Annotated in this window: 24 protein-coding genes and 2 tRNA genes; 13 read left to right on the forward strand and 13 right to left on the reverse strand. The window is 34.0% G+C overall.

Features of this window, described 5'->3' with window-relative positions; translation table 11 throughout:
* Positions 1–140: 140 nt before the first annotated feature.
* On the reverse strand, positions 141–1,553 hold the full coding sequence (locus ACWA1F_RS18185; RefSeq protein WP_456895707.1) for an aminopeptidase P N-terminal domain-containing protein: 1,413 nt from the start codon (positions 1,551–1,553) through the stop codon (positions 141–143).
* Positions 1,554–1,813: 260 nt separating this feature from the next.
* Between ACWA1F_RS18185 and ACWA1F_RS18190 the strand changes: the two genes are divergently transcribed.
* Positions 1,814–2,251: an META domain-containing protein gene (locus ACWA1F_RS18190; RefSeq protein WP_456895709.1), complete on the forward strand. Its 438-nt coding sequence runs from the start codon at positions 1,814–1,816 to the stop codon at positions 2,249–2,251.
* Between the two features lie 52 nt (positions 2,252–2,303).
* Here ACWA1F_RS18190 and ACWA1F_RS18195 read toward each other — a convergent pair whose 3' ends face one another.
* The 5 genes from ACWA1F_RS18195 to msrB form a co-directional block, all read right to left on the reverse strand.
* Positions 2,304–3,548 carry an RNA polymerase sigma factor gene (locus tag ACWA1F_RS18195; protein ID WP_456895872.1) on the reverse strand — a complete coding sequence of 415 codons (1,245 nt, stop codon included), beginning with the start codon at positions 3,546–3,548 and terminating at the stop codon, positions 2,304–2,306.
* Positions 3,549–3,610: 62 nt separating this feature from the next.
* Positions 3,611–3,946 (reverse strand): YciI family protein, encoded by a 336-nt coding sequence (locus ACWA1F_RS18200; RefSeq protein WP_125722392.1) that lies wholly within the window; start codon positions 3,944–3,946, stop codon positions 3,611–3,613.
* 83 nt (positions 3,947–4,029) lie between these two features.
* On the reverse strand, positions 4,030–4,482 hold the full coding sequence (locus ACWA1F_RS18205) for a carboxymuconolactone decarboxylase family protein (RefSeq protein ID WP_456895711.1): 453 nt from the start codon (positions 4,480–4,482) through the stop codon (positions 4,030–4,032).
* Positions 4,483–4,653: 171 nt separating this feature from the next.
* A complete protein-coding gene (gene msrA, locus ACWA1F_RS18210) occupies positions 4,654–5,259 on the reverse strand; it encodes a peptide-methionine (S)-S-oxide reductase MsrA (protein ID WP_456895713.1) in 606 nt (201 codons plus the stop codon).
* Positions 5,260–5,424: 165 nt separating this feature from the next.
* Positions 5,425–5,979 carry a peptide-methionine (R)-S-oxide reductase MsrB gene (msrB, locus tag ACWA1F_RS18215; protein WP_456895715.1) on the reverse strand — a complete coding sequence of 185 codons (555 nt, stop codon included), beginning with the start codon at positions 5,977–5,979 and terminating at the stop codon, positions 5,425–5,427.
* Positions 5,980–6,275: 296 nt separating this feature from the next.
* On the opposite strand from msrB, the gene idi reads away from it, so the two are divergent.
* The 7 genes from idi to ACWA1F_RS18250 all read left to right on the forward strand — a co-directional run bounded on the left by idi (position 6,276) and on the right by ACWA1F_RS18250 (position 9,381).
* Positions 6,276–6,803, forward strand: coding sequence for an isopentenyl-diphosphate Delta-isomerase (gene idi, locus ACWA1F_RS18220; protein WP_177212124.1), 528 nt, complete (start codon positions 6,276–6,278; stop codon positions 6,801–6,803).
* 21 nt (positions 6,804–6,824) lie between these two features.
* On the forward strand, positions 6,825–7,235 hold the full coding sequence (locus ACWA1F_RS18225; protein WP_111285162.1) for a 6-carboxytetrahydropterin synthase: 411 nt from the start codon (positions 6,825–6,827) through the stop codon (positions 7,233–7,235).
* 3 nt (positions 7,236–7,238) lie between these two features.
* Complete coding sequence (locus ACWA1F_RS18230; protein ID WP_456895718.1) at positions 7,239–7,697, forward strand: peroxiredoxin; 459 nt, start codon at positions 7,239–7,241, stop codon at positions 7,695–7,697.
* Positions 7,698–7,753: 56 nt separating this feature from the next.
* A complete protein-coding gene (locus tag ACWA1F_RS18235) occupies positions 7,754–8,722 on the forward strand; it encodes a type I phosphomannose isomerase catalytic subunit (protein ID WP_456895720.1) in 969 nt (322 codons plus the stop codon).
* A 57-nt stretch (positions 8,723–8,779) separates the two neighbouring features.
* Positions 8,780–9,046 carry a hypothetical protein gene (locus tag ACWA1F_RS18240; RefSeq protein ID WP_125722399.1) on the forward strand — a complete coding sequence of 89 codons (267 nt, stop codon included), beginning with the start codon at positions 8,780–8,782 and terminating at the stop codon, positions 9,044–9,046.
* A gap of 76 nt (positions 9,047–9,122) precedes the next feature.
* Positions 9,123–9,196: transfer RNA gene (locus ACWA1F_RS18245), tRNA-Thr, on the forward strand.
* A gap of 111 nt (positions 9,197–9,307) precedes the next feature.
* Positions 9,308–9,381: transfer RNA gene (locus tag ACWA1F_RS18250), tRNA-Thr, on the forward strand.
* A 270-nt stretch (positions 9,382–9,651) separates the two neighbouring features.
* On the opposite strand, the gene ACWA1F_RS18255 is transcribed toward ACWA1F_RS18250, so the two are convergent.
* The 5 genes from ACWA1F_RS18255 to htpG form a co-directional block, all read right to left on the reverse strand.
* Positions 9,652–10,908, reverse strand: a complete 1,257-nt coding sequence (locus ACWA1F_RS18255; protein ID WP_456895722.1) for a hydroxymethylglutaryl-CoA reductase — start codon at positions 10,906–10,908, stop codon at positions 9,652–9,654.
* 339 nt (positions 10,909–11,247) lie between these two features.
* Entirely contained in the window at positions 11,248–12,018 is a 771-nt protein-coding gene (locus ACWA1F_RS18260) for a DUF4369 domain-containing protein (RefSeq protein ID WP_306159350.1), read from the reverse strand.
* A gap of 131 nt (positions 12,019–12,149) precedes the next feature.
* Positions 12,150–12,989 (reverse strand): hypothetical protein, encoded by an 840-nt coding sequence (locus tag ACWA1F_RS18265; protein WP_456895725.1) that lies wholly within the window; start codon positions 12,987–12,989, stop codon positions 12,150–12,152.
* A 148-nt stretch (positions 12,990–13,137) separates the two neighbouring features.
* Positions 13,138–14,403, reverse strand: a complete 1,266-nt coding sequence (locus ACWA1F_RS18270) for a patatin-like phospholipase family protein (protein ID WP_456895727.1) — start codon at positions 14,401–14,403, stop codon at positions 13,138–13,140.
* A 163-nt stretch (positions 14,404–14,566) separates the two neighbouring features.
* Entirely contained in the window at positions 14,567–16,450 is a 1,884-nt protein-coding gene (gene htpG / locus ACWA1F_RS18275) for a molecular chaperone HtpG (protein ID WP_306159344.1), read from the reverse strand.
* A gap of 202 nt (positions 16,451–16,652) precedes the next feature.
* On the opposite strand from htpG, the gene ACWA1F_RS18280 reads away from it, so the two are divergent.
* The 3 genes from ACWA1F_RS18280 (at position 16,653) to ACWA1F_RS18290 (ending at position 18,930) form a co-directional block, all read left to right on the forward strand.
* Positions 16,653–17,159, forward strand: a complete 507-nt coding sequence (locus ACWA1F_RS18280; RefSeq protein WP_306159342.1) for a lipocalin family protein — start codon at positions 16,653–16,655, stop codon at positions 17,157–17,159.
* A gap of 19 nt (positions 17,160–17,178) precedes the next feature.
* Complete coding sequence (locus tag ACWA1F_RS18285; protein WP_306159340.1) at positions 17,179–17,874, forward strand: OmpA family protein; 696 nt, start codon at positions 17,179–17,181, stop codon at positions 17,872–17,874.
* 105 nt (positions 17,875–17,979) lie between these two features.
* A complete protein-coding gene (locus tag ACWA1F_RS18290; protein ID WP_456895730.1) occupies positions 17,980–18,930 on the forward strand; it encodes an ABC transporter ATP-binding protein in 951 nt (316 codons plus the stop codon).
* Between the two features lie 100 nt (positions 18,931–19,030).
* Here the strand turns inward: ACWA1F_RS18290 and ACWA1F_RS18295 are convergent, their stop codons facing one another.
* Entirely contained in the window at positions 19,031–21,442 is a 2,412-nt protein-coding gene (locus ACWA1F_RS18295) for an alpha/beta hydrolase family protein (protein WP_456895732.1), read from the reverse strand.
* A gap of 264 nt (positions 21,443–21,706) precedes the next feature.
* On the opposite strand from ACWA1F_RS18295, the gene ACWA1F_RS18300 reads away from it, so the two are divergent.
* Both ACWA1F_RS18300 and ACWA1F_RS18305 read left to right on the forward strand, forming a co-directional pair.
* Positions 21,707–22,714, forward strand: coding sequence for a 3-oxoacyl-ACP synthase III family protein (locus tag ACWA1F_RS18300; RefSeq protein WP_095929390.1), 1,008 nt, complete (start codon positions 21,707–21,709; stop codon positions 22,712–22,714).
* Between the two features lie 136 nt (positions 22,715–22,850).
* A complete protein-coding gene (locus ACWA1F_RS18305; protein ID WP_456895734.1) occupies positions 22,851–23,522 on the forward strand; it encodes a copper homeostasis protein CutC in 672 nt (223 codons plus the stop codon).
* An 89-nt stretch (positions 23,523–23,611) separates the two neighbouring features.
* Here the strand turns inward: ACWA1F_RS18305 and ACWA1F_RS18310 are convergent, their stop codons facing one another.
* Positions 23,612–26,032 (reverse strand): TonB-dependent receptor, encoded by a 2,421-nt coding sequence (locus tag ACWA1F_RS18310; RefSeq protein ID WP_456895736.1) that lies wholly within the window; start codon positions 26,030–26,032, stop codon positions 23,612–23,614.
* Positions 26,033–26,358 lie beyond the last annotated feature (326 nt).

Raw genomic sequence — 26,358 nt, forward strand, 5'->3', positions numbered from 1 at the left:
ACTCGAGCGACAGCGAATAGGCGAAGCAATTTCACTAATTCTCACGAATTATTTTTGTAGACTATTTGAGAAAAAATTAGCGGGAATTCGTGAAATTGCTTCGCCTATTCGCTGTCGCTCGAGTCGTGGCAAAAAAAAAACTATATTTTAGGAAACTTCATATCATTAAAAGTGCTTTTTTGTTTAGCTAAAGCTTCAATATCCTGCCATTTTCTAGGAGAATCTATAGAAAGGTTTTCATAAGAATCTTTAAGCATTAAAATATCATCTTCAATACGAACCCCGATATTCCACCATTTTTTATCGCATTTACTGTTTGCCGGAATATAAATTCCGGGCTCCACTGTAAGAATCATGTTTTCTTTTATAAGAGTGTTCGGGCCATTATAAGTTCCTTTGTCATGAACATCGAGTCCAAGAAAATGGGAGCAGGTGTGCGGATAATATAACTTTACATCTTTTGGATCTGTAATAATTCCTAATTTAATCAAACCTTTTGCAATAACATCTTTCGCAACTTCATTTAGAGCGACAAGAGGAGTTCCTGCTTTACAGATTTTAAAAACAGCTTCCTGCGCATCATAAACAATTTGATAAATGGCTTTTTGCTCCTCGGTAAATTTTCCGTTTGCTGGAATTGTTCTGGTAACGTCGGCAGAATAGCCGTGATACTCAGATCCAACATCCATTAATAATAATTGATTGTCCATTTTTGTGGCGTTGTTTTCCCAATAATGCAATATGCATCCGTTTGCACCAACGCCTACAATTGGAGCGTAACCTTCGGCTTCTGCACCATAATGTTTGTGAATGTAAGTGTGAATTCCGTCAGCTTCATTTTCGCTCATGTCTGGGCCAACCGCTTTCATCACTTCGTTGTGAGCCACACAAGAAAGTTTTACTGTTTTGCGCATCAAAACAAGTTCTTCGGGAGTTTTTATTTCACGAAGCGAACTGGTTATTTTGTCAAATAAATCTGTTGAAGCTTCGTTTGCTTGAGTAATTCCAGCTTTGGCTTTAAATGATTTTATCAATGCAAATAAATTGTCTGGACTATTATTTTCTGCAACATCTGTTGGAATTCTGTCATAAATAATTGTACTGAATTTTGAAAAGTCAATGCCAAACGCATTAAAATCTTTTCCGTTGTAAACCGTTGTAAAACCAAGTTTAGCTTTTGCGCCTTCAATTCCCAAACGTCTTCCTGTCCACATTTCGCGGTTAGCATTTCTTTCTCTTACAAAAAGAACTTCGTTGTATTTTTCAGTTCCTTGTGCTTCTTTAAAAATCAGTAATACCGCATCTGGTTCTTTGTATCCTGATAAATAATACATATCTGGATTTGCATGATAAATGTAATCCATGTCTCTAGAAAATACTCTTTCTGGATAGGAAAAAACAACAGCAACAGAATTTGCAGGCATTAAAGCTCTAAATGCTTCACGGCGTCCTTGATGAAATTCTTTTGTGAGATAATCTGTTGGAAGGTTTTCTTGCGAATGAACAAACGGCGCGGTCAATGCAAATAAAAGCAAAAATAGGAATTGTTTCATTTTTTGGGTTTTTTATTGATGATTTTGGTTTTTTGATTGATGCAAATTACAAAAAAAAAGAAATCATCTAATTGAAATTAAATCTTTGATTTATAAAAGTTTAAAGAAAATATAGTAATTTAGAGACAGAAATAACAGTTTTATATAGAATTTAAATTGTTAAAAATCTCTAACTAGGCATGAATATTGAGTAAAGAATTTTTATAAAATTATTTTAATCTTCAAAAAACAAATTATAAATCTTTAAAAAATATATTTTTATGAAAAAGTACACACTTGCAGTTCTTTCAATTTTAGCAATATTTTTTGCTTCATGTAAATCGTCAAAAACTGCTGGAAACGCAGGCAATTTATTTGACACAACTTGGGAGTTAGAATACATTTCGGGACCAAGAATTGCTTTTGAAGGATTATATCCGAATAAAAAGCCGCAAATTACTTTTGATCAGAAAGAAACAAAAGTTTATGGCAATAACGGATGCAACGGTTACAGTGCGCCATACACTTTGAGCGGTAAATCTCTAACTTTTGGAGAACCAGGTCCAACTACAATGATGTTTTGTGAAGGTGGAGGAGAACAGCAGTTTGTAAAACAAATGTCAAAAATTACAAGCTATTCTATTGATAAAGACGGAAAACTTAATTTAATTCAAGGCGATGTGCCAATGATGAGATTCAAAAAAGTGGCTAAACAATAGTTTGAAAATAGATATAAAAACAAAAGCAGATGATTCTTTTCATCTGCTTTTTTTATGCGGTAAGATTATTTAATTTTTCAATGTTTTTGCTAATGATAGCTTTGTCTGAAATGGTTTTGGCAAGATTTAAAGCATTTTCAAAATGTTTTAATGCTTTTTTGGAGTCAATTGAAAAATAAAGATTTCCGAGTAAAGAATAGTAAAAATGATTATCGGTAAGGTTTAATTTTTCGGCTTCGCGAATGGCTTCTTCATTGCCTTCTACTTTAGATAAAGCATACGTTCTGTTTAAAGCCACAATTGGAGAATATTCTAAAATAATTAGATTGTTGTACAATTCGAGAATGTTCTGCCATTTTTCAGCGGTATCATTTTTGTTCGTGTGCCAGTAAGCAATTCCGGCTTCCAAATGATATTTTGAAAGCGTATTTCCAGTTGATGATTTACTTAAAAAATAAGTTCCTTTGTCTATCAATTCTTGATTCCAAAGTGTTTCGTTTTGGTCTTCGTACAAAATAATTTCTCCGTTTAAGCCAGTTCTTGCCTCAAATCTTGAAGAATGAAAACACATTAAGGCCATTAAAGCATTGGTTTGCGGGAGATTTGTATTTTGATTTTGAATTAGCAAATAGGTAAGGCGCATGGCTTCGGTACAGAAATCTTTTCGTAAAGTTGTATTTTGAGAAGTAGAATAATAGCCTTCAGAAAACAGCAGATAAATCGTTTTTAAAACCGCAGGCATTCGATCTTGTATTTCAGAAAGATTCGGATTTTTAATCTTGATATTTTCTTCTTTCAGCTTTTCTTTGGCGCGGTTGATTCTTTTGTAGATTACTTCTTTATTAGATAAAAAAGCATCGGCGATTTCGCTAATTCCAAAACCGCACAATAAATTTAGAGCCAAAGCAATTTGAGCTTCTTCTGAATTACTGGGATTACAAACCGTAAAAATCATCGCGAGCTGACTGTCGGCAATATTTTGATCCGATAAATCGATGTCAATTTCGGGATTTTGGAGCGAGGCATTGTGTTTGATTTCACCAGCTATTTTGGTTTCAAAAACCGTATTTCTTTTTAGGTAATTTTTAGTTTTGTTTTTGGCAACCGTATACAGCCAAGCGGTCGGATTTTCGGGAGTTCCTTTTATCGACCAAGTTTCAGCAGCGGAAAGAAAAGTATCGCTAACAATATCTTCGGCAATTTCGATATGCTGAATGCCAAATAAGCTGCAGAGTACCGAAACTATTTTTTGATATTCTGTTCTAAATAAATTAGGGATAAGTTCTTTGTTCTCCATATTATAAAGCAAAATGCCTAAGTAAAGATACAAAGGCATTTTTGATATTTAATTCTTCAAAGTTAAACGGCCATTCTGATTTCGACATTTCCGCCAAAATTCAGAACTGGACATCCTTGCGCAATTTCGGCAGCTTCGTCATAATCTTTGGCTTTAATTATAATTAGTCCCCCTATAGATTCTTTAATTTCAACAAAAGGTCCGTTTGTAACTCCTTTCGAGTTTACGAGTTTTCCTTGGCCGTCCCAGCGTTGTAAAGGTCTCGCCAGTTTATCCTGAGCCGCAAGACTTCCGAACCAGTTTTGCCATTGCTGTAAGTGCTGCTGCAGTTCTTCTGGAGAGGGCTGTTCTTCTTTTGTTATAAAATCTCTTCTGAAAATCAATAAAAATTCATTCATTTCGATATGTTTTTATAAAAGATTAATTTTCTTTTTAAGTTGTATAAAGTTAATTGTTTTTAGAAAATAAAAACTAATTATCATTATCCAAACTGACCCACTCTGTAAGTTCCAGGAGTATTAGCAAAAGCAATATTAAGACGATTCCAAGCATTGATTGCCGCAACAGCAAGAGTAAGATCTATTAATTCTTGTTCTGTAAATTCAGCTTTTGCGATATTATAGATTTCGTCTGGAACGTCGCAAGCATTTACTGCCTCTGTGTACGCAAGAGCGACTCTTTCTCTTTGCGTAAAATAAGGCGTTTCTCTCCAAGCGCTTAATCCTAATAAACGTTGTGTAGTTTCTCCAGCTGCTAAAGCTTCTTTTGAATGCATGTCTAAGCAGTATGCACAATTGTTAATTTGTGAAATTCTAAAATCGACCAATTCCATTAAAGATTTTTCGATTGTTGCTTTTTTCAAATAACCAGAGATTCCAAATAATGTACTAACTGCTTTTTGACCTTGTTCGAATAAATTTAATCTAGCTTCCATGATGTATAATTTTTAATTGTTTATACCCTAATAACAATCGAATTTTCAGGATTGGACAAAAAATCTGAAAAAAAATAAAATATTTTTAAAATCTCAATGTTTATAAGCCTTTAGCAAATAAAAAAACCGTCCATTTTTTGTGGACGGTTTACAATAATGCTTTAGTATTTGTTATTTCTTTTTCAGTTTGTCTTTAAAAACCTTTTCGAATTTTTCGAGTTTCGGCTGAATCACCATTTTACAATACGGCTGATTTTTATTATTCGAATAATAATTCTGGTGGTAATCTTCGGCTTTATAAAAAGCTTTAAAAGGTTCCACTTTTGTCACAATTGGGCTGTTGTAAACTTTTGCTTTATTGAGTTCGGCAATAATGCTTTGCGCGGCCTTTTTTTGTTCTTCGTTTTTGTAGAAAATTACCGAACGATATTGTGTTCCAACATCTGCGCCCTGACGGTTTAAAGTTGTCGGATCGTGAACGGTAAAAAACACTTTAAAGATTTCGTTAATATCTGTCACAGTTTTGTCATACGTAATCTGAACCACTTCGGCATGACCGGTTGTTCCCGTGCAAACTTCTTCGTAAGTCGGATTGGCAACTTTACCGCCCGAAAACCCAGAAACCACAGATTTTACGCCGTCAAGTTGTTCGTAAACAGCTTCAACGCACCAATAGCAGCCTCCGCCAAGGGTAATGCTTTCTAGGTTTGATTTTTTGCTTTGCGAAAATCCATTCAGCGAAAGCGCAAAAAAGAATATTAGAAGTATATTTTTCATAATGGGATTTTTTTGTTTTAACACATAGAAATATGCTTTTTGGAATCTTGATAAAGGCGTTTCACTTGACTAAATTCACATAGTTTATCTATGTGTGAAAAACTAGTTTCTTTCTCTAATTTCTTTTTGAAGCTTGAAAATTTATGTTTCTATGTGTTTAAATATTTATTTAGAATCAGGAATAAAATCAAGAGCAATCGAGTTCATGCAGTAACGTTTTCCCGTTGGTTCTGGGCCATCGTCAAAAATGTGTCCTAAATGTCCGCCGCAACGACCGCAAAGTGTTTCGATTCTTTCCATTCCAATCGAATTATCTTCTTTAAAAACAATACTTTTTTTGTTTTCCTGTTCAAAAAAACTTGGCCATCCGCAGCTGCTAGAGAATTTAGCTGTCGATCTAAAAAGTAAGTTTCCGCATGAAGCGCAGTAGTAAGTCCCTTTTTCGTCAGTATTCCAATATTTTCCGGTAAAAGGCCTTTCGGTGTCGGCCTCACGCATTACGGCATAAACATCTGCTGGTAAAACCTTTTTCCATTCAGCGTCGCTGACATTCAATTTTGTGGTATCGGTATTAGAGTAATAAGGATTTCCGGGTTTGCTTATTTTGTTTTCCATAACGACAGTTTTTGCAGATTGCTTTTTGGTATTTTGTCCGCAAGCTTGAAAAATAAAAAGCGGAATCAAAAAACAAAGGCTGAAAATTAGATTTTTAGATTTCATAAATTTTTGGGTGCTATTAGTCTGAATTTCAAAGATACGTCGAGATTTACCTTCAAATTACAGTCTGAGTTATTATTGAGATTTTTTTAAGTGTGTTTTAACTTTTTATTAGTTACGTAAAAGAGTACAATGTAGTTTTTATGTCTTAATTTTAACAGCTTTTAATTTTTAGCATAAAATTAGAATGTTGTAAATCAGCAAAATAGAAATTGGGTCTTGAGCTTGGCTTTTGACAATCGTAATTAGCGTTTTTAAGCCATTTCTTTTTTCGTATTTTTGTTTGCTTAAGAAGCCTTATGACAGAAGAAAACGTAATACTAGTTAATCAAAACGATGAACAGATTGGCTTGATGCCAAAATTAGAAGCACATGAAAAAGCGCTTTTGCACCGTGCCTTTTCGGTTTTTATTTTAAATAGTAAAAACGAAATTATGCTGCAGCAGCGTGCTCATCATAAATATCATTCTCCGCTGCTTTGGACAAACACTTGCTGCAGTCATCAGCGTGAAGGTGAAACCAATATTGAAGCTGGAAGCCGACGTTTGTTTGAAGAAATGGGTTTTAAAGCAGAATTGAAAGAGCTGTTTCATTTTATTTATAAAGCTCCTTTTGATAACGGCTTGACAGAGCATGAATTGGATCATGTGATGATTGGTTATTATAATGATGAACCCAATATAAATCCAGATGAAGTAGAAGACTGGAAATGGATGAGTATTGAAGATGTTAAAGCAGATATTGAAAAACAGCCCGAAATTTATACCGTATGGTTTAAGATAATTTTTGATGAATTTGATCATTATCTTGAAGACCATAAATTATAGCCAAACTAACCAGAAGCATAAATGAGAGTAACCATATCAAGAAAAGCACATTTTAATGCTGCACATCGACTACATCGAAAGGATTGGTCATTTGAGAAAAACGATGCCGTTTTTGGAAAATGCAACAATCCTAACTTTCATGGTCATAATTATGGTTTAACAGTAAGTGTTACAGGAAAGATTGACCCCGAAACTGGTTTTGTTTTAGATGTGAAAGTATTAGCGGATATTATACGTGAAGAAGTAGAAATTCCGTTTGATCACAAAAATCTGAATCTGGATGTTCCAGAATTTGCAGATTTGAATCCGACTGCAGAAAATATTGCGGTTGTGATATGGAATAAAATTAGACAACGCATTCACACTGACTTTGATCTTGAAGTTGTGCTGAACGAAACGGACCGAAATTTTGTAACTTATAAAGGAGAATAAAAAATGTCATTAAAAATAGGAGATATAGTTCCGAATTTTACTGCGAAAGACAACAACGGAGAACTTTTTGAAAGCCAAAGCGTTTTAGGAAGAAAGCCCTTGGTGATTTATTTTTATCCAAAAGATAATACGCCTGGCTGTACTACTGAAGCTTGCAGTTTTCGGGACCAATACGAAGATTTTAAGGATTTGGGAGCTGAGGTAATTGGTATTAGCAGCGATAGTGTAAAGTCACATCATAAATTTGCTGCTAAACATAAATTACCTTTTATTTTGCTTTCTGATCAAGATAAAAGATTGAGAAAACTTTTTGGTGTCCGCAATAGTCTGCTAGGACTTTTGCCTGGACGCGTTACTTATATAATTGATAAAAATGGTTTGGTGATTTCGATATTTGACAGTGCAAACGCGGCAAAACATATTCCGAAAGCCTTAGAAATTGTTCAAGAATTAGTATCATAAATTACCAAAATAGGATTAGAAAAGAATTAATTAAACAAATATATTAGCCTAAAAACATGAGCCAAAATTTATACCCTTTGCAATTTGAACCGATTTTGAAAGAAAGAATCTGGGGAGGAGAAAAACTAAAAACAATTCTGAACAAACCAATCGTTTCTAATATAACTGGCGAAAGCTGGGAATTATCTACTGTACAAGGAGATGTAAGTGTGGTGGCAAATGGAGTTCTTAAAGGAAAATCTTTAATGGATTTGATTGAGGAAACACCAGATGCTATTTTAGGGACTAAAGTTTATGAAAGATTTGGAAAACAATTTCCGCTTCTTTTTAAATATCTTGATGCAAGAGAAGATCTTTCTATTCAAGTTCACCCAAATGATAAATTAGCAAAAGAGCGTCATAATTCATTCGGGAAAACCGAAATGTGGTACGTAACCCAAGCCGATGCAGACGCTAGAATTATTGTGGGTTTTAAAGAAGATTCAAATAAAGAAGAATATTTAAAACACTTACATGACAATACTTTAGTTTCAATTTTAGACGATGTAAAAGCGAAACCTGGAGATGTTTTCTTTTTAGAAACAGGAACAGTTCATGCTATTGGTGCAGGTTTGGTTGTTGCCGAAATTCAGCAGACTTCTGATATTACGTATAGATTATACGATTTTGACCGTGTAGACGCGCAAGGAAATAAAAGAGAATTGCACGTAGATCTTGCATTGGATGCGATTAACTACAATAAAGTAGATACGCAGAAAAAATACGAGACAAAAACTAATACATCAAATACAATAGTAGATTGTCCTTATTTTACAACTAATTTCCTTCCGTTAGAAAATAAATTAGAAGTGGCTAAAACAGGAGAAACGTTTACAGTATATATGTGTATTGAAGGCAATTTCGAAATTGAATACGACGGATTCAAGCAAGCTTACAAAAAAGGAGATACCATTTTGGTTCCAGCTGCAATAAATGCATTTAATTTGATCGGAAACGCTTCAATTTTAGAAATTTACATTTCTTAGCATTAAATTTAAAGATAATATGTACTTTTGCAGACGCAAATTAAAATAATAAGAAAAATGGCAAACGTTAAGAATTTAAAGAAAGACATCAACTTCGTATTAGGAGATATTATTGAAGCAGTTTATTTGTTTGAGATGTCAACAACAGGAAATCCAACTCCAGAAACGAATGCTTTAGTCGATGAAGCTATTGCTGCATTCGATACTTTGATTACAAAAGTGAACGCTAAAAACGTTGAAAATAAAAAAGCACACTTCAAACAAATCAATGTTGAATTAGAACAAACTGCTAATCAATTGATTGAAAAAATCAACGCACTATAAGCGAAAAAAAGTGTAAAAAAGTGCAATTTTATTTTGGAGAATTGAAAATCCGCTTTATATTTGCACCCGTAATGAGGCCGATGTAGCTCAGCTGGCTAGAGCAGCTGATTTGTAATCAGCAGGTCGTGGGTTCGAGTCCCTCTATCGGCTCAAACGGAAACCATTCGCATCGGCGAATGGTTTTTTTGTTTAAATAGAGAGTGGTGCGAAATTTTTTTTGGAATATTAAAAAACATTTCTATCTTTGCACTCGCAAAATAGGCCGATGTAGCTCAGCTGGCTAGAGCAGCTGATTTGTAATCAGCAGGTCGTGGGTTCGAGTCCCTCTATCGGCTCAAAAACCATCACAGAAATGTGGTGGTTTTTTTTTTGGTCAAAAAAATAAACTTCAAATTTTAGGAAATTCCAAATTCCAAATGATTATTGGAATCCGTAAACTTAAATCTGATAAGATTATGTGCTAAAATAAAAATTCCAAACTCCAATTCATGTCGTAAATTGGAATTTGGAATTTGAGATTTTAAATTTAATGTGTTTAAGAATGGGATTTGGACTCGAGCGACAGCGAACAGGCGAAGCAATTTAAAAATTGGAATTTTAAATATTTATCTCCCCAATTTCTGATGTGCCGCAGTAAATTGTCCCGAAGACATTGCGGCAAAAATAGAAAGTTCACCTGTTAAACATAATGCAATTGCAATTTCGGCAAGTTTGCCACTTTTTCCAGCGCCATAACAACCTAATAGTTCGAGACACTCTCTTTGCGTAGGAAATGATGTTCCGCCGCCAACTGTTCCAACAATCATGTTAGACATGGTGATAGCAAAATAAATATCATTGTTTTCGGTGATTTCCATTCTGGTAACTGCGACAGAAGCTTCACCTGTACAGGCAACATCTTGTCCGCAGGCAATAAATAAAGCTGCAAGTCCATTAGAAGGATGCATGCCGCCGCCGACTACGCCCGCTTTTTTGGCTCCAGAAACGCATATTTTCCATTGTTCGTATAATAAGGCCGGAGTGGTCTTTAAAACCGATTTAACGACCTCATTTTTTATTACTATTTCGGCAGTAACTTTTCTTCCGCGAACTCTTGTGTTTAAAGGGCTGATTTTTTTATCTCCAGAAAAATTGCCTTCAATAGTCCAGAATACAGGTTTTATTGGACAGTGTTCGAGAATATACTTGCATATTCTATCTGAGCAGATTGTTACCATATTTTGGCCAGAAGCATCACCAGAAGTAAATTCAAATTTTAAAATCAGAATATTTCCTTCGATATTGATGCCTACGTCATTTAAAATGGCATAATTGCTAGTTTCTCTGGTTAATGCTGAAAATGTTTCGGTGTGGTCTAATACCCAAGAAACAAATTTGCCCAATTCAATTACAGTTTTAAATTTGAAAGTAGGAGTTCTTTGTACGCCTTCTTGAAGCGTAACAACTGTTATTGGTCCAGATTCCCTGCAGGCTTTCGCACCTCTGTTATAAGATGCAAGCAATGCGCCTTCGGTTGTGGCGAGAGGGACGTAAAAAGGGCCTTGGGCAACGCTTCCGTTTATTACAAGCGGACCAATAATTCCGGTAGGAATCTGGCTCATGCCGATGTAATTTTCGATATTGCCTTTTAAGCTTTCGTTATTTGTAAAAACTTTTTCTCCAGAGAGAAAATCGAGGTCTAAATTTAATTGGCTGCGAATAAAATTCAGACGCAATTTCTGACCATTTGAAGTGTAGGGGTCTTGGTCGGGAATTTTTTCTGCTTGAGAATGTTTTGGATTATAAGATTCTAATTTGTGAAAAACTGACGAATCTATGTAATCATACTTAGGTCGACTGATGTTGCTGGTTAAATTTTCCATAAATATAGTTTTTGAAATTTGAAGCTAAGGTATTACAAATTGAAATTGTATTTATGTAAATTCTGACAATTTAACAGTTAATTATTTAATTGTCAGTTATTTATGATAATTAAAAACAATGCTGAAAAAAAGACATAAAAAAAATCCTGTTCTTTTAAAAAACAGGATTGATCAAAAGGTCAAAAAGTGTAAATTTTAAAATTTAACTTGTTGATTTTTATTGTTTTATGTTTATTTTGTCGCTTTTCTTTGCTAATTTAGGTAGCATATTTTGTTAGTTTCTTCGATAAAAAAAATGCCCTGAATTTTTCAGGGCATTTTTTGCTATAATGAAGTAAATTATTTTTCTGTTTCAGTTGTTGCGGCTTCAGTTTCAGTTTTAGCTACAGGAGCCTTTTGTTCTTCTTTCTTAATTTCAGCAACATATTTTGTTAGTTTCTTTCCGTAAAGTGATTTTGCTACTTTTGGAGTCATCGATTTTTGAATTGTATCCAAAAATTTGATATTGATATCGTAAATCTCAGCTAAAGCAATATAAGGCGCTACTTCATGATCTTTATTGTTTATAGCAAAGTTTGTAGCGTATAAATATTTTCTTTTGATGTTTGATTGCTGTTTGGCTTCAATGCTGTCAATCGCTTTTTGATCTTGTCTTTTTAAAGCTTTAAATCTTGCTTCAACCATTGACAGGTTTTCGTCAATAAAACGAGAATTTACTTTTTGATACTGCTCGTATAATTCCTGATTTTTTGAGCCTGTAATTTTTGCGCTCGAAATGAAATTATCTAAGTTGGTTTCGATATTGATGTTTCCTGGTTCAGCAAAAAACAAAATGTTATTGTCTAAAGAATTACTTACGCCTCGGTCTAGAAATAAGTAAAGCATTTCTGGAGATTCTAATTTGATGTCTCTTTCAAAAGCTGCATTTCCATCAATTTTAATACTGTCGATTGCAACAAGAGAAGTGTCAACAAAACGTTGGATATATAATGTTCCGGTTTTTAAACCTTTAATGTTTCCTGTAATGTGTAAATTATCAGCAGCAGTTTCTTTTTTGCTGCAAGATGCTAAGACTGCAAGAGTAACAAAAGCAATTAATGTTTTTTTCATTGGTTTTTGAGATTTTGGTGCAAAATAAAGAAAATAGTTTAAATGTAAAGAGGTGGATGTTTTATTTTTATAAAAAAATAAATCCCAATCTATTTCTAAATTGGGATTTGAAATCATTGCAGGAAAAGGTCTTACATTGTCAAATTGAATGAAGTGCCATTTTCGTGGGTATAAGTGTAAAGTGCATCGCAGTCGTTATTTCCATAATCTATTACGCCGTTTAAAATACCGCCTTGAACTTTCAGCTGTCCTTTAGAAATAAAAAGGCAAGAATATTTTTTAATTAACGGCTCTTTTACTGTCAAAGTAAGTGTTCCGCCAGCTGTTGCTGTTACCGTATGCGTGCCTTCTGTTATCTCATAAACATTATCAGATAAAACAAAAGGAGTATCTACACCTGCAGTTTGTTTAGTAGTATACGTTCCAGAATTAGTATAAACGCCTCCTTGTAAATCGGTTAATTTACCGTTGGTTACTTTTCTAGTCCACTGCGGTATAGTTTCAGTAGTTGTCGTATTGGTGTATTCAATAGTTCCTTCTAATTTGATACCGTTTATAGAGTAGTTAATTCTTTCAATGGTCATTTTGCTTCCTGTTGCAGTAATTGCTCCAGAAAGCGTTACTTTCAATTGTCCTTTTCTTGTAAGGTTGTTTGCGTCTTTGCATCCCGCTGTTCCGAAATCTGCTAAAAATACTTTCGGATATTCGCTTCCATTTGGAGTAGTAATTGTAATTGTTGCGCAAATGCCGGGAGGTGGTGACGTTTCTGTGGTTTTTCCAGTAGTTGAGGTAGCTGTGCTAATCAAAAGACTGGTGTTAAGATCCATTTCGTTAGAAGTGTCAACCGCAACTGAAGCTCCAATAGTTGTTAGGTCTGTTGTAACTGTCGGTTCGTTATTGTCGCTCGAACACGAAACGTATAAAAGTGCTGTAGCACAAATAGTTGTCAGTAAAAAGGCCGTTTTTTTCATAGTGGTATTTGTTTTGGATTAGATTAATAAGGCAGTCAAATGTAATAAAAAAACGAATTACAATTAAAAAATCCTGTAGTGGTATTTACAGGATATTATAACGAATTTTTGAAGTAAAAATTATGTGCAAAACTGTTAAGAAATGACTTTAAACTGATTTGTAGTAATTGCTTTTTGCTTTTCTGATTTTTTTATATTCTTCCCAATTAAACCTGTTTAAGAAATCGGCTGCATTTTGGGCGCCTCTTATAAAAAGATCAATTTTTGCATCGTCTGTCAGATTGAAGTTCAGCCAATTGTGGCTTCCAGTGTCGATGTACCCGATTAAATTTTTAAAATCTGGATTTTTTTGGAGAAATTCAGAATCGTATCCATAGCGCGCAGTGTCAAACAGCGAACTTATTAAATTGGAAAATTTTTCATTTTTATTGATTTCGTTTTTATCGTAGCCCAATTTAATTCCGAAAGTTGGAGAAGCGGGAACATTCATGTTTTCATGAAAAATGTCTATCGGGAAATTTGAGATTATTCCGCCGTCCATAAACATCACTTCTGACGGAACAGATGTTCTAAGGCAAGTTGCATCATTCCATTTGTTCCAAGAATCGACTCCGGTTGGAATATTTTTAATTTTAAAAGGTGTAAAAAACAACGGAATCGACATCGAAGCGCGAACAAAATCGGCTGGATTCTGAACATCTGGATTGGAGTAAAACAAATCAATCATTTGTGGGAAAATAATTTTGCTTTCGGTAGTGATGTCTGCGGTAATTATGGCCATTTGACTCCAATGATCTACACGGGTATATTCTTCTTTATCACCTTGATTTAAGCGATTTATTCGATATAATTTGTTTTTATCTGAAATTCCTTTTTCTCTTAAAGCTTTTAAATCGGCATAATTTTTTATTCCTTTTTGCGAAAGTAGATTGGTCATCCATTGATGGAAATTATTTCCAGGATTTAATCCTAAATCATCTTTGAAATTATCGACTACCTGACAGCCTTTCATTATTAATTTCAGATTTCCCGCATCACTCAGCAAGGCATCAATAAATTCGCGGGCATCGTGATCGCCATCCACAAAATCGTATAAATTTTTATTGCAAAGACAATCTAATATCCATTCCGATTTTTCGATATCGCAAGTTCCCGCGGCCGCCATCAGCATGGTGTTAATACTTCCGGCTGAGGTTCCGGCAAGGCTTAAAAAACGAATTCCCATTTTTTCCAGAACATAAACATAGCCAACCAAGGCAATTCCGAGAACGCCGCCGCCTTCTTGTACAAGATCGACATATTGGCAATTATTGTTGTCTATGATATCAGAGAATTTTTTGTTTTTAATCTGGGTTTTTAAATCCTTTATAATTGCTAGAATTTCTCCATTTTCTGTAAACTTTCTTTTATCCATGATTTCTAGAATTTAGGTTGATTTAATCTGTTGGTAGTCAAAATTATAGAAATGATTTTTTTGAGAAAAGGGGAGAATGACCCTTTTTTAACGGGTAATTTTAGGGCAAAAAAAATCCTGCAAAACTTAATTTGCAGGATTTTAAAAATTTATTTTAGAATGCTTATTTAATCATTTCAAAACTTCTTTTTACGAAAGCAGTAAGTGCTTCACCTTTCAATAGGTTTTGAGATAATTTAGCTAAATCTAAAGCTTGTTTTACTAAATGCTCTTGGTGTGTTTTGTCTTCAGTATTTAAAATGCTTGAAGCCAAATCAGAATTAGTATTAACAACTAAGTTGTACATTTCTGGCATATTGCCCATTCCGAACATTCCGCCGCCGCCAGTCTGGCTCATTTCTTTCATTCTACGCATAAATTCTGGTTGCGTAATAATGAATGGAGCTGCCTGAGAATCCATAGCTTCCAATTGAACAGAGTATGCTTTTGGAATATAAGCTTCCAAAGAAGTTTTTAAAGCTGCTTTTTCGTCTTCAGATAATTTAGAAATAGCATTTTCTTCTTTTTTGATTAAGTTGTCAATATGATCAGAGTCAACACGTACAAAAGTTAGGTCGCTGTTATCATTTTCGATTTTCTGAATTAAATGCGAGATAATCGGAGAATCTAAAAGCAATACTTCGTAACCTTTCTCTTTTGCTGATTCAATATAAGAGTGCTGTGCGTCTTTGTTTCCAGCATAAAGAACAACTAATTTACCGTCTTTGTCAGTTTGGTTTTCTTTTAAGTTTTCTTTTAATTCTTCTAAAGTGTAGTATTTGTCATCTACAGTTGGGTATAAAACAAATGCGCCCGCTTTTTCGTAGAATTTATCTTCAGAAAGCATTCCGTACTCTAAAACGATTTTAATATCGTTCCATTTTGCTTCAAAATCTGCACGGTTTTCGTTAAATAAAGCTTTTAATTTATCTGCTACTTTACGAGTAATGTAGTTTGAGATTTTTTTAACTGCTCCATCTGCCTGTAAACCAGAACGAGAAACGTTTAACGGAATATCTGGAGAATCGATTACACCTTTTAACATTGTCAAGAATTCAGGTACGATTCCTTCTACGTTATCGGTAACGTAAACTTGGTTTTGGTACAACTGAATTTTATCTTTTTGGATCTGCATGTCTGAACCCAATTTTGGGAAATACAAAATACCAGTTAAGTTAAACGGATAATCTACATTTAAATGAATGTTGAATAACGGCTCTTCAAATTGCATTGGATACAATTCTCTGTAGAAGTTTTTGTAATCTTCATCAGATAATTCAGAAGGCTGTTTAGTCCAAGCTGGATTAGGGTTGTTGATGATGTTGTCAGTTTCAACAGTTTCATTAACGTAATCTTCTGGAGCGTCTTCTGGTTTTGGAAGCGTTTCTGTTCTTGTTCCAAATTTAATCGGAATAGGCATAAACTTATTATACTTATTCAATAAACCGCTGATTTTAGAATCGTCTAAGAACTCAAGAGAATCTTCTGCAATGTGAAGGATAATTTCAGTTCCGCGTGAAGTTTTGTCAGCAGGCTCCAAAGTGAATTCTGGACTTCCGTCGCATGTCCAATGTGCAGCTGGCTCATCTTTGTATGATTTTGTTATGATTTCAACTTTCTCAGCTACCATAAAAGCAGAGTAGAAACCAAGACCAAAATGTCCGATAATACCAGAATCTTTCGCAGAATCTTTGTATTTGTCCAAAAATTCCTCAGCACCAGAAAATGCTACTTGGTTGATGTATTTTTCAACTTCATCAGCAGTCATACCCAAACCTTGATCGATGATGTGGATTTTTTTGCCTTCTTTGTCCACTTTCACCTCAATAATTGGGTTTCCGTATTCTACTTTAGCCTCGCCAATACTGATAAGATGTTTTAATTTTAAAGTAGCATCAGTACCATTAGAAACAAGCTCGCGCAAGAAAATTTCGTGGTCGCTGTATAAGAACTTTTTAATTAAGGGAAAAATGTTTTCTACTGAAACATTAATTTTACCTGTTGCCATATTTTTTAATTTTTGATTTAATTTGATGATTTTCACTTATTCAAATAGAATACCAATTGTTTTTTGGGTGACAAAATGGCGGAAATGTTAATTTTGAAAGAAAATAAATAGATTCTAAAACTGATAATATCCCGACGAATCGTATATTTGTGGTACAATAATTGTTAAAAAGGCAAGTATTAATCTAAAAAAATTGTACAAAATGAAGAAGAGTATTTTTATATGCTTGATTGCCGCTATGTTTTTTGCGTGTAAATCAGCTTCGTCAACAGCAGCTTCGTCTTCAGAAGCAACGACACTATCAAATAAGCTTGATAGAAAAACTCAAGTAGCTTTTAAAGGAAACTGGGTCCTTACTAATGTTTCTTACCCAGGTTCTGATTATATCAAAGTAAATTCTTTTGATTTAGCTGATTCAAAATGCTTTATTGGTAGTACTTGGAGCTTTATTTCAAACAATAACAAAGGAACAATGGCTTTAACATCGCCAAGCTGTACCTCTTTCTCTTCTCCAATTGTATGGAGTATAAATGATCAAGGGATGTTTATACTTAAAATTTTGGATGCTGGAGAAAAAGCTAAGAAAGTAAGAGATGGTTATTTGCTTAAAGTAGGCAGTGTTACAGAATCTTCATTTCAATTAATTGATAATATCAATGTTGGAGGTCAGGTAAAAGATGTGGTTTACCAATTTCAAAGAGCTAATTAATATTTTAAAGAGATAAAAAATGAGAAAGATAACGGTTTTAGGTTTAAGCAGTTTAATGGTTATAGCTAGTTTTTTTACTAGCTGTGATTCAGTAAAAAACGCAAATAATACGCAAAAAGGAGCCGGAATTGGTGCTGTTGCAGGTGGTGTGATTGGTGCAGTTTTAGGAAACAATATCGGACGAGGCGGAAACGCTGCTTTAGGAGCTGCAATTGGAGCTGCTGTTGGTGGTGGTACAGGAGCTTTGATCGGAAACAAAATGGATAAACAAGCTCGTGAAATTGATCAGGCTTTACCAGGTGCGTCTGTAGAAAGAGTTGGAGAAGGAATTCACTTGACATTAAATGAAAATGCAGTGCGTTTTGATACTAATAAGTCAACTTTGACTTCTCAAGCAAAAGCTAATTTAGATAAATTAGTTCCTGTATTTAATGAGTATGGAGATACTGATATTCAAATTTTTGGTTACACAGATAATACTGGAAAGCCAGAATATAACTTAACACTTTCAGGACAAAGAGCTGCTTCTGTGCAAGCTTATTTAGTTTCAAAAGGATTAAAATCTAGCCGTTTCAAAACTTCAGGTTTAGGAATTGCAGATCCAATTGCAACAAATGATACGCCAGAAGGTAGAGCGCAAAACCGTCGTGTAGAATTCTCAATTACTGCAAACGACAAAATGGTAAATGACGCAAAAGCAGAAGCTGGAAAATAATTTCAGATAAAATAAAATATAAAAAAAGCTGTTTCATAATTGAAGCAGCTTTTTTTTGACTTTAGAAATTAAACATCGTAAATTTGACGTTTCATATTACAACTCATGCTCGACATACAAAATATATCTTTTACGTACACCGAAACCCCAGTTATAAAAAACATCTCTTTTTCTATTGAAAAAGGCCAGAATATTGCCATTATTGGTGAGAGTGGCTGCGGAAAAAGTACGCTACTGAAGCTTATATATGGACTTTACGATCTGGACGAGGGAAAGATTTTTTATGAGAACAAACCAGTTTTGGGACCAAAATTTAATTTGATTCCAGGAATGCCTTATATGAAATATTTGGCGCAGGATTTTGATTTGTCTCCTTATGAAACGGTTGCTGAAAATGTTGGTAAGTTTCTATCGAATGGTTTTGCCAACATGAAAAAACTTCGTGTTCAGGAACTGCTAGAAATGGTAGAAATGGACCAGTTTTCTAATGTTAAGACCAAATTCTTGAGTGGAGGACAGCAGCAGAGAGTGGCTTTGGTAAGAGTTTTGGCTTTAGAACCAGAAGTGATTTTATTAGACGAGCCATTCAGTCAAATTGATGCTTTCAGAAAAAATGCACTGCGTCGTAATTTGTTCCGTTACTTAAAACAAAAAGGGATTACGTGTATTATTGCAACCCATGACAGCACAGATGCATTATCTTTTGCAGACCAAGCTATTGTAATGAGAAATGGGGAAGTATTGGTAAAAGATGATCCGAATAAAATATATGAAGATCCAAAAATAAAATATGTGGCTTCTTTGTTTGGAGAGGTAAATGAAATTCCGACGCATTTATTATTAGACTATCAAGACGAAACCCATAAAACTTTGGTTTATCCTCATCAATTTAAAATGGTTTCAGAATCCCGATTAATGGTTAAAATTAGAAGAACTTATTTTAGAGGAAGCCATTATTTAATTGAAACCGTTTATAAAAGGCAATTAATTTTCTTTGAAAGTGAAATAGATTTACCGCTTGAGCAAGAAGTATTTCTGGCTTTGAATTATCTATAATTAGAAAATGTGCCAATTAGATAATTAAGATAATTGCTGGCATTAAATAATAAACCCGACAGGTTTTTGAAACTTGTCGGGTTTGCTTTTGAAAATAAAATTAATTTTTCAGATATTTTTCTAAAAATTGATCTTGTTCCCAAAGCAAATGAAGAATGTTTTCTTTGGCAACATAACTATGCGATTCTTTTGGCAGAATAACCATTCTTGCTGGCGCTCCTAAACCTTTTAATGCTTGAAAATAACGCTCTGTCTGCAAAGTAAAAGTTCCAGGATTGTTATCTGCTTCTCCGTGAACTAGTAATATTGGAGTTTTCATTTTCTCTGCATTCATAAAAGGCGACATGGTATTGTAGACTTCTGGAGCTTCCCAGTAATTTCTTTGTTCAGATTGGAATCCGAATGGGGTTAAAGTTCTGTTGTAAGCGCCACTTCTTGCAATTCCACAGGCAAAAAGATTGGAATGCGTTAATAAGTTAGCCGTCATAAATGCTCCATACGAATGTCCTCCAACAGCCACTTTTTTGCGATTAATATAGCCTAAAGCGTCAACAGCATCAATCGCCGCTGCTGCATTATCAACTAATTGCGAAACAAAGTTGTCGTTTGGTTCTGTAGTTCCTTCTCCAATAATTGGAAATGCGGCATCGTCTAAAACCACATATCCTTTTGTAACCCAGTACACAAATGAGCCATAATAAGGAAATGTAAATTCGTTGGAATTTTGAGTCGATTGCGAAGCACTGTTTCTGTCTTTGTATTCTGCGGGATAAGCCCAGATCAATAGTGGCAATTTTTCTTTTTTCGTTTTATCATAACCAGCAGGAAGGTATAAAGTTCCTGAAAGTTCCAATCCGTCTTTACGTTTGTACTTGATAACTTCTTTGCTTACATTTTTAATGCTCTCAAATGGATTTTTGAAATCAGTGACTTGTGTTAAGCTGTTTTGTTTTTTGATATTTCTGAAATAGTAATTCGGATATTCTGTTTTAGATTGTATCTGAACCAAGACTTTTCCGGTTTTAAAATCTTCAATTTCTAAAATATCTTCTTTTTTGTCTTTATAAGAAGACGTATAAATGCGTTTAGATTTTAAAGTTTCCAGATTGAATTCATCCACAAAAGGGAATTGCCCAGTTTTAGTATAACCTTCGCCAATTCTGTAAAGATTGTTTTTTTCGATTGCTAAAACATATTTATTGTAAGCATTTTTTTTGGTTTCGAAAACTCCAGGATCTGAATAAACATCTTGCGAATTTCTATCTGTAATCAGTTTCGGCTGCTGACTTGGATTTGAAGGATTTATTAAAAATGTTTTAGTGTTTCTAGTGTCGTACCATTCTTCTGAAAGAATAGCTAAATCGTCATTCCCCCAAATAATATCACTAAAACGCTGTGGTGTTTTTGCTAAAGATGTCGCTTCTTTGTCAAAAGGTGCATCCCAAAGAAAAATCTCATCTCTAAAATCAACTTTATTTGCAGGATCTCCTTCATCTAAAGCTACAACATAAGACAATGTTGCAGGTTTGTCATTTCTCCAAGCCATTTCTCTTTTTCCTTTGCGAACAGCCATAAAACCTTTTGGCATAATTTCGTTTAGAGGAACATCGTTTACTGTTTTAATTTCTCTTCCGCTTAAATCGTAAACAATAGTTTTAGACGGAAATCTATATAAAGGCACTACATAAGAAAACGGTTTTTGAATTGTAGTCAGCATAATGTAATTGCCGTCTGGTGAGATTTTTTCTCCAAAATACATAGCAGCTGCTTTATATAATGAAGCATCGCCGTTTAATTTTACTTTGTATAATTCAGAAGTGATGCAGTTTTCAAAATTAACTTCGTCATTTTTGTTTTTCAGCATATCAGGATAGGTTCTGTTTTGAGATTTTTCTCCCGAAGTGTTTGAAATAATTGGACCACTAGGCAGATCTTTTTTAGAATCTAGAAGAGGCTGTCTGTCTTTAGGAAGCATTTTTACTAAGATGGTTTCGCTATCTAAAAACCAGCTAAACGGATTTCCAAGATTGGCATTTACTCTGGCCTCTGTAAGTTTTGTAGCTTGTGCTGTAGCCACATCTAAAACCCAAAGTTCAACACCAGAATTGGTAGTATTTGAGAATAGTATTTTTTTGTCATTTGGCGACCAAAGAATGTTTGATATTTTCGGATTATCAGGCAATCCTTTAACTTGGATTTCTTCTTTACCGCTTATTTTTCTCAGTTTAAGATTTGTCAGATACGTTACTGTACTCGAAATATTAGTAACGGGATTAATTCTTAAACCTGCCAAACGAACCTCGTCTTGATTTAAATCGTCTAACGTTTTGTAAGTATTGCGATACATTAAGAGCATATTTTCTTTTTTTGTATCCATAGATACGGAAGGAGCTCTTTGGTAATCTGCCAAATCTAAAATAGATTTTGAAGGTTTTTGATAAGTTAGATTCTCTTGTGCGAAAGAGAAAAAGCTTATATTTAAAAATAAAAACAGTGTAACCTTTAATTTCATAGTTTGAATTTTATGGGTTTGTAAAATTGGTATTCAAAATGTTTGTCTAAGATAGTTTTGTCTTGTTACATCTTGAGCCTGATTTTTAATTTTTTTCAATGTTTGCGTCTTAAAATTGCCTTTTCGAGAAGTAAATGATGATAAGTCACCGTAGAATTAAAATATATTAAATTGCTAATAACGAAAAAAATAGTATTTTGTGTACGTATATTTTAAAGTATGCGTAAATTTGCAATCCAATTTTTTAATAAATAATAATAGATTATGTATCATTCAAAAATAGCTGGTTTAGGATATTATGTGCCTTCAAATGTGGTGACTAACGATGATTTGTCTAAGATAATGGATACTAATGATGAATGGATTCAGGAAAGAACAGGAATTCAGGAAAGAAGACACATTATCCGTGGAGAAGACACTACTACTTCAATGGGAGTAAAAGCAGCTAAAATTGCAATCGAGCGCTCTGGCGTTGCCAAAGAAGATATTGATTTTGTAGTTTTTGCTACATTAAGTCCAGATTATTATTTTCCAGGACCAGGTGTTTTGGTTCAAAGAGATTTAGGTTTAAGAACAGTTGGAGCATTAGATGTTAGAAACCAATGTTCTGGTTTTGTTTACGCAATTTCTGTTGCAGACCAATATATTAAAACTGGAATGTATAAAAATATTTTGGTTATTGGTTCTGAGGTTCATTCTACTGGATTGGACATGACAACTCGCGGACGTGGAGTTTCTGTAATTTTCGGAGATGGAGCAGGGGCTGCAGTTTTAAGCCGTGAAGAAGATTTGACGAAAGGAATTTTATCTACACATTTGCATTCAGAAGGAGAACACGCAGAAGAATTGGCTTTACAAGCGCCAGGAATGGGAGCTCGTTGGGTGACAGATATTATTGCTGATAATGATCCGAATGATGAAAGTTACTATCCTTATATGAACGGACAATTTGTGTTTAAAAATGCTGTAGTTCGTTTTGCTGAAGTAATCAATGAAGGCTTGGAAGCAAATGGTCTTCAGGTTTCAGATATCGACATGCTAATTCCGCATCAAGCGAATTTGAGAATTTCGCAATTCATTCAAAATAAATTCAAATTAACAGACGACCAAGTTCATAACAATATTCAGAAATACGGAAACACGACAGCAGCGTCTATTCCGATTGCTTTAACTGAAGCTTGGGAACAAGGGAAAATCAAATCTGGAGATACAGTTGTTTTAGCAGCTTTCGGTAGCGGATTCACTTGGGCAAGTGCTATTATTAAATGGTAAAATAATCATCTTACATTATATGTTTTTTTTAACCTGCTTCTTATTTGGAGCAGGTTTTTTTTTATAAATTGCGGTGTAGACCTGACAGGTTTCTAAAACCTGTCAGGTCTCTGAGAATAAACTTATTTCAATAAAAATGAAAAAAAATCAATTAGAAATCGCTTGTTTTAATTATGAATCGGCATTAATTGCTCAAGCAAATGGCGCGGACAGAATTGAACTTTGTGAAAATATGAAATTGGGAGGAACAACACCAAACTCAATTTTGGTAGTAAAAGTTCGTGAAAGCCTAAACATAAAAATGCATGTCATTATTAGACCTCGAGGTGGAGATTTTGTTTATTCTGACGAAGAGCTTACAGAAATGAAACAAGATATCAAGCAATATAAAAAATTAGGTGTTGACGGTTTTGTTTTCGGAATCTTAAAAGATGATGGAAAAATAAATAAAAAGCAGAATAAAGAATTAGTGCATTTAGCGCATCCGCTTTCTTGTACATTTCATCGCGCTTTTGATGTAGTTAAAAATCCGGAAAAATCGCTTGAGTCAATCATCGATTGCGGCTTCAAAACGATTCTAACTTCAGGGCAAGGAGTAAATGTCGAAGAAGGAATTTCAGCTTTAGCAAGACTTCAGGAATTAGCGGGAGATCGAATAGAAATTATGCCGGGCGGAGGTCTGCGATCTTCGAATATCAAATTACTTCAAGAAAAATTAGATTTGACGTTTTACCATTCATCAGCAATTACAGACGATTCGGAAACGGCAAACCCAGAAGAAATAAAAGAATTACGTAATTTTTTATAATCGCATAAAAATAAAAAATCCTGAAGTTGGCATACTTCAGGATTTTTCTTTTCTACAAGAACTATTAAAATCTGCTAATAAAAGCGGTATTAAAACATTCCGCCGCCACCTTTATTAGTGTTATCGTCTCTTTGTTTACGCTGTAAATTTTTGATTTTTCCGCCTCCAAAGTTGTAAGTCAAACCAACATATACCGTTTGGCTTTCCCATTTAAACTGACCCGCTTGCGGATAAGGATACATAGTATCAAAAGCATATTTCATAGTGTTGAAGACATCATTAAAACGAACACTTAAATTCATTTTATTGTCTAGCAATGTATAACGTGTACCTATATCCATTTTATACATTTCGTGGCTATTGTTCTGAAGTCCGTCTGTAGCCCCTCTATAGAATCCGAAAGCTAAGAAACTTAAACGTTTATTTACTTTAAAGTTAGAGTTCATACGTCCGTTGAAAGCAGCAACAGTAATTTTGCGATCGATCGGATTACTTGTATTAGTTGCAGGATCGTATAAGAACACAATACCTTGCTGATTAATACTTGAGAAATCAATAGACGGCTGGATATCCCACCATTTTGTAATTTTATAATTGAATGAAAGTTCAAATCCGTAAGCAGTATTATGATCGTAGTTGGTAAACGTCATAATCTGTTTTTCTTTATTAGGATCTGCTGGATCAGGATATAAAATTCTGCTGATTTGATCGTTGATGCTTCTCACAAAAACACCAGCTGTAAAACTTCCTTTTTCAAGAGTTTTAGTATAATTTACTTCAACAGAGTTTGTAAACTGAGGTCTTAATTCTGGATTTCCTAAAGAAGTAACCAACGGAGTGGCAAATTCACGAATAGGTTTTGTCTGCTCTAAACTCGGACGGTCTACACGACGGCTGTAACTGAATTGTAAAGTGTTTTTCTCATTCAAATTATACGTTAAATAAGCAGATGGATATAAGGTAATATAATCATCATCAAATTTAGTCTGGCCATAATTTAAGTTGGCTTGAACTTTATAGCTTTCAAAACGCGCACCTAATTGATAGCTGAACTTTTTGAATTTTTGTCCAAATGTTACATAAGCAGAATAAATATCGGTGTCGTACGTATAATGAGAAGTTTGGTCTGCAACAGGAAGTAATGGGTTTCCTGTTGTGTAATCGTTGCCTGTTCTCGTGATTCTTGCTTCTGCTCCAGCTTCAAGAGTCGTTTTTTCGTTTAACGGATTAACATAATCAACGTTTATAGTGCTTAATTTTCTAGTTCCTTCTAAGAAATCATTGTATGCAACATCTGAAGAGGTGTTGTCAGTATTGGTCGTTTGAGTATCAAAAGAAGCATGTTGCGTTTCTTTGTTATCACTATAATTGGCTTCAAAATCTAAAGTATGTCCTTCTTTTTTGAAAATGTGTTTGTATGCCAAATTATAAGTTCCAACTCGATCTGGTCCCCAATATTTTGATTTTTGGAAAATATTAGAAATATCAGAATTTGCTACATTATTATAGTCAATGTCAGTATCTACAAAACCTTCACCGTCAGATCTGTTTTGGTTCGTATAAATAGATAAAGTGTTATGGTCGTCAATTAAATAATCCATACCAATTTTGTATAAATACGATTCGTTGTCATTCAAAACATCAATATTTTGAGTGATATCTTGATCGAATCTTTGGATAAATCCATCATTCTGATACTTTCCAAAATTCTGTCCTACGTTTCCAAAGAAATTTACTTTACCAGTTTTATAGTTTAAATCTAAAGACTGATTGTATTTTGCTGTTTTACCAAAAGTAATACCGCCGCTATACGTTCCGTTAAAACCAGTATTAGCATTTTTATGCAAAATGATGTTGATAATTCCAGACATTCCTTCTGGATTATACTTCGCACTTGGATTGGTAATCAGCTCAATTTTTTTGATAGAAGTTGACGGAATCTGTTTCAACAATTGAGCAGGATCAATATTAGAAGGGCGACCGTCAATAAGAACACGAACATTGTCATTTCCGCGAAGCGAAAGTTTTCCATCCTGATCCACATTCACAGAAGGAATATTATTCATAATATCCGATGCTGAAGCTCCTGCGGTTGTTAAATCTTTTCCAACGTTTACTACCTTTCTATCAATTTTTTGTTCAATTGTCGAACGTTCTGCAATAACGTTTACCCCTTTTAACTGCGTTGCTTCTTCTTCTAGAGAAACATTTACAGTTGCAGTTTTTTTGTTTTCGCTTAAAAGAACAGATCCAATATATTTTCTAAATCCAATATATTGAATTTCGATCGTATAACTTTTTAAAGCAACATTTTTAAAAGAAAAGTCTCCATTATCGTCTGTATTTACTCCGGTAATTACTTTTCCATTTTCTTTAAGTGAAACAGTAGCATAAGAAATCGGCGCATTGTTTGACTTTTCTGTAATTTTTCCAGAAATACTTCCCGTATTCTGGGCCTGTGCAGTTGCGATTATCCCCAATAACGCAAACAGAAAGAATTTTAATTTCATGATTTTTTTACTGATTATTTTTGATTTGATTGATGATGATTTTGTTTTGTTAGTTTTTCTTTTTTTTGTTTTTTCTTGACCTCAATAAAAATTGAAGTCACTAAGTAAGACTCGATTGTATTTGATATGTTACAAGAAATTCTAGAAAAAAGAATAAATTTTTTCTCATTGGCTGTTTTGTAAGAGATTAGGCTTTTGATTTTTTGATAATTTTAACAATTAAAAAATACCCTTTTTTATCAAATTGAAACTCTTTTCTTGAATTTAATATGTTTTTGATTTTCTCTAATTGATGAATAAGCAGTATCTTTGCTCACTTTAAAATA

The organism is Flavobacterium erigeronis, assembly GCF_054075165.1.

Coding starts and splice junctions, on each gene's coding strand:
- msrA (WP_456895713.1), bottom strand. CDS start 5,259: ATGAAAAATATACTTCTAATATTCTTTTTTGCGCTTTCGCTGAATGGA.
- ACWA1F_RS18225 (WP_111285162.1), top strand. CDS start 6,825: ATGAGAGTAACCATATCAAGAAAAGCACATTTTAATGCTGCACATCGA.
- ACWA1F_RS18255 (WP_456895722.1), bottom strand. CDS start 10,908: ATGGAAAATTTAACCAGCAACATCAGTCGACCTAAGTATGATTACATA.
- idi (WP_177212124.1), top strand. CDS start 6,276: ATGACAGAAGAAAACGTAATACTAGTTAATCAAAACGATGAACAGATT.
- ACWA1F_RS18285 (WP_306159340.1), top strand. CDS start 17,179: ATGAGAAAGATAACGGTTTTAGGTTTAAGCAGTTTAATGGTTATAGCT.
- ACWA1F_RS18310 (WP_456895736.1), bottom strand. CDS start 26,032: ATGAAATTAAAATTCTTTCTGTTTGCGTTATTGGGGATAATCGCAACT.
- ACWA1F_RS18260 (WP_306159350.1), bottom strand. CDS start 12,018: ATGAAAAAAACATTAATTGCTTTTGTTACTCTTGCAGTCTTAGCATCT.
- ACWA1F_RS18230 (WP_456895718.1), top strand. CDS start 7,239: ATGTCATTAAAAATAGGAGATATAGTTCCGAATTTTACTGCGAAAGAC.
- ACWA1F_RS18305 (WP_456895734.1), top strand. CDS start 22,851: ATGAAAAAAAATCAATTAGAAATCGCTTGTTTTAATTATGAATCGGCA.
- htpG (WP_306159344.1), bottom strand. CDS start 16,450: ATGGCAACAGGTAAAATTAATGTTTCAGTAGAAAACATTTTTCCCTTA.
- ACWA1F_RS18185 (WP_456895707.1), bottom strand. CDS start 1,553: ATGAAACAATTCCTATTTTTGCTTTTATTTGCATTGACCGCGCCGTTT.
- ACWA1F_RS18190 (WP_456895709.1), top strand. CDS start 1,814: ATGAAAAAGTACACACTTGCAGTTCTTTCAATTTTAGCAATATTTTTT.
- ACWA1F_RS18290 (WP_456895730.1), top strand. CDS start 17,980: ATGCTCGACATACAAAATATATCTTTTACGTACACCGAAACCCCAGTT.
- ACWA1F_RS18270 (WP_456895727.1), bottom strand. CDS start 14,403: ATGGATAAAAGAAAGTTTACAGAAAATGGAGAAATTCTAGCAATTATA.
- msrB (WP_456895715.1), bottom strand. CDS start 5,979: ATGAAATCTAAAAATCTAATTTTCAGCCTTTGTTTTTTGATTCCGCTT.
- ACWA1F_RS18240 (WP_125722399.1), top strand. CDS start 8,780: ATGGCAAACGTTAAGAATTTAAAGAAAGACATCAACTTCGTATTAGGA.
- ACWA1F_RS18265 (WP_456895725.1), bottom strand. CDS start 12,989: ATGAAAAAAACGGCCTTTTTACTGACAACTATTTGTGCTACAGCACTT.
- ACWA1F_RS18300 (WP_095929390.1), top strand. CDS start 21,707: ATGTATCATTCAAAAATAGCTGGTTTAGGATATTATGTGCCTTCAAAT.
- ACWA1F_RS18235 (WP_456895720.1), top strand. CDS start 7,754: ATGAGCCAAAATTTATACCCTTTGCAATTTGAACCGATTTTGAAAGAA.
- ACWA1F_RS18200 (WP_125722392.1), bottom strand. CDS start 3,946: ATGAATGAATTTTTATTGATTTTCAGAAGAGATTTTATAACAAAAGAA.
- ACWA1F_RS18195 (WP_456895872.1), bottom strand. CDS start 3,548: ATGGAGAACAAAGAACTTATCCCTAATTTATTTAGAACAGAATATCAA.
- ACWA1F_RS18205 (WP_456895711.1), bottom strand. CDS start 4,482: ATGGAAGCTAGATTAAATTTATTCGAACAAGGTCAAAAAGCAGTTAGT.
- ACWA1F_RS18295 (WP_456895732.1), bottom strand. CDS start 21,442: ATGAAATTAAAGGTTACACTGTTTTTATTTTTAAATATAAGCTTTTTC.
- ACWA1F_RS18280 (WP_306159342.1), top strand. CDS start 16,653: ATGAAGAAGAGTATTTTTATATGCTTGATTGCCGCTATGTTTTTTGCG.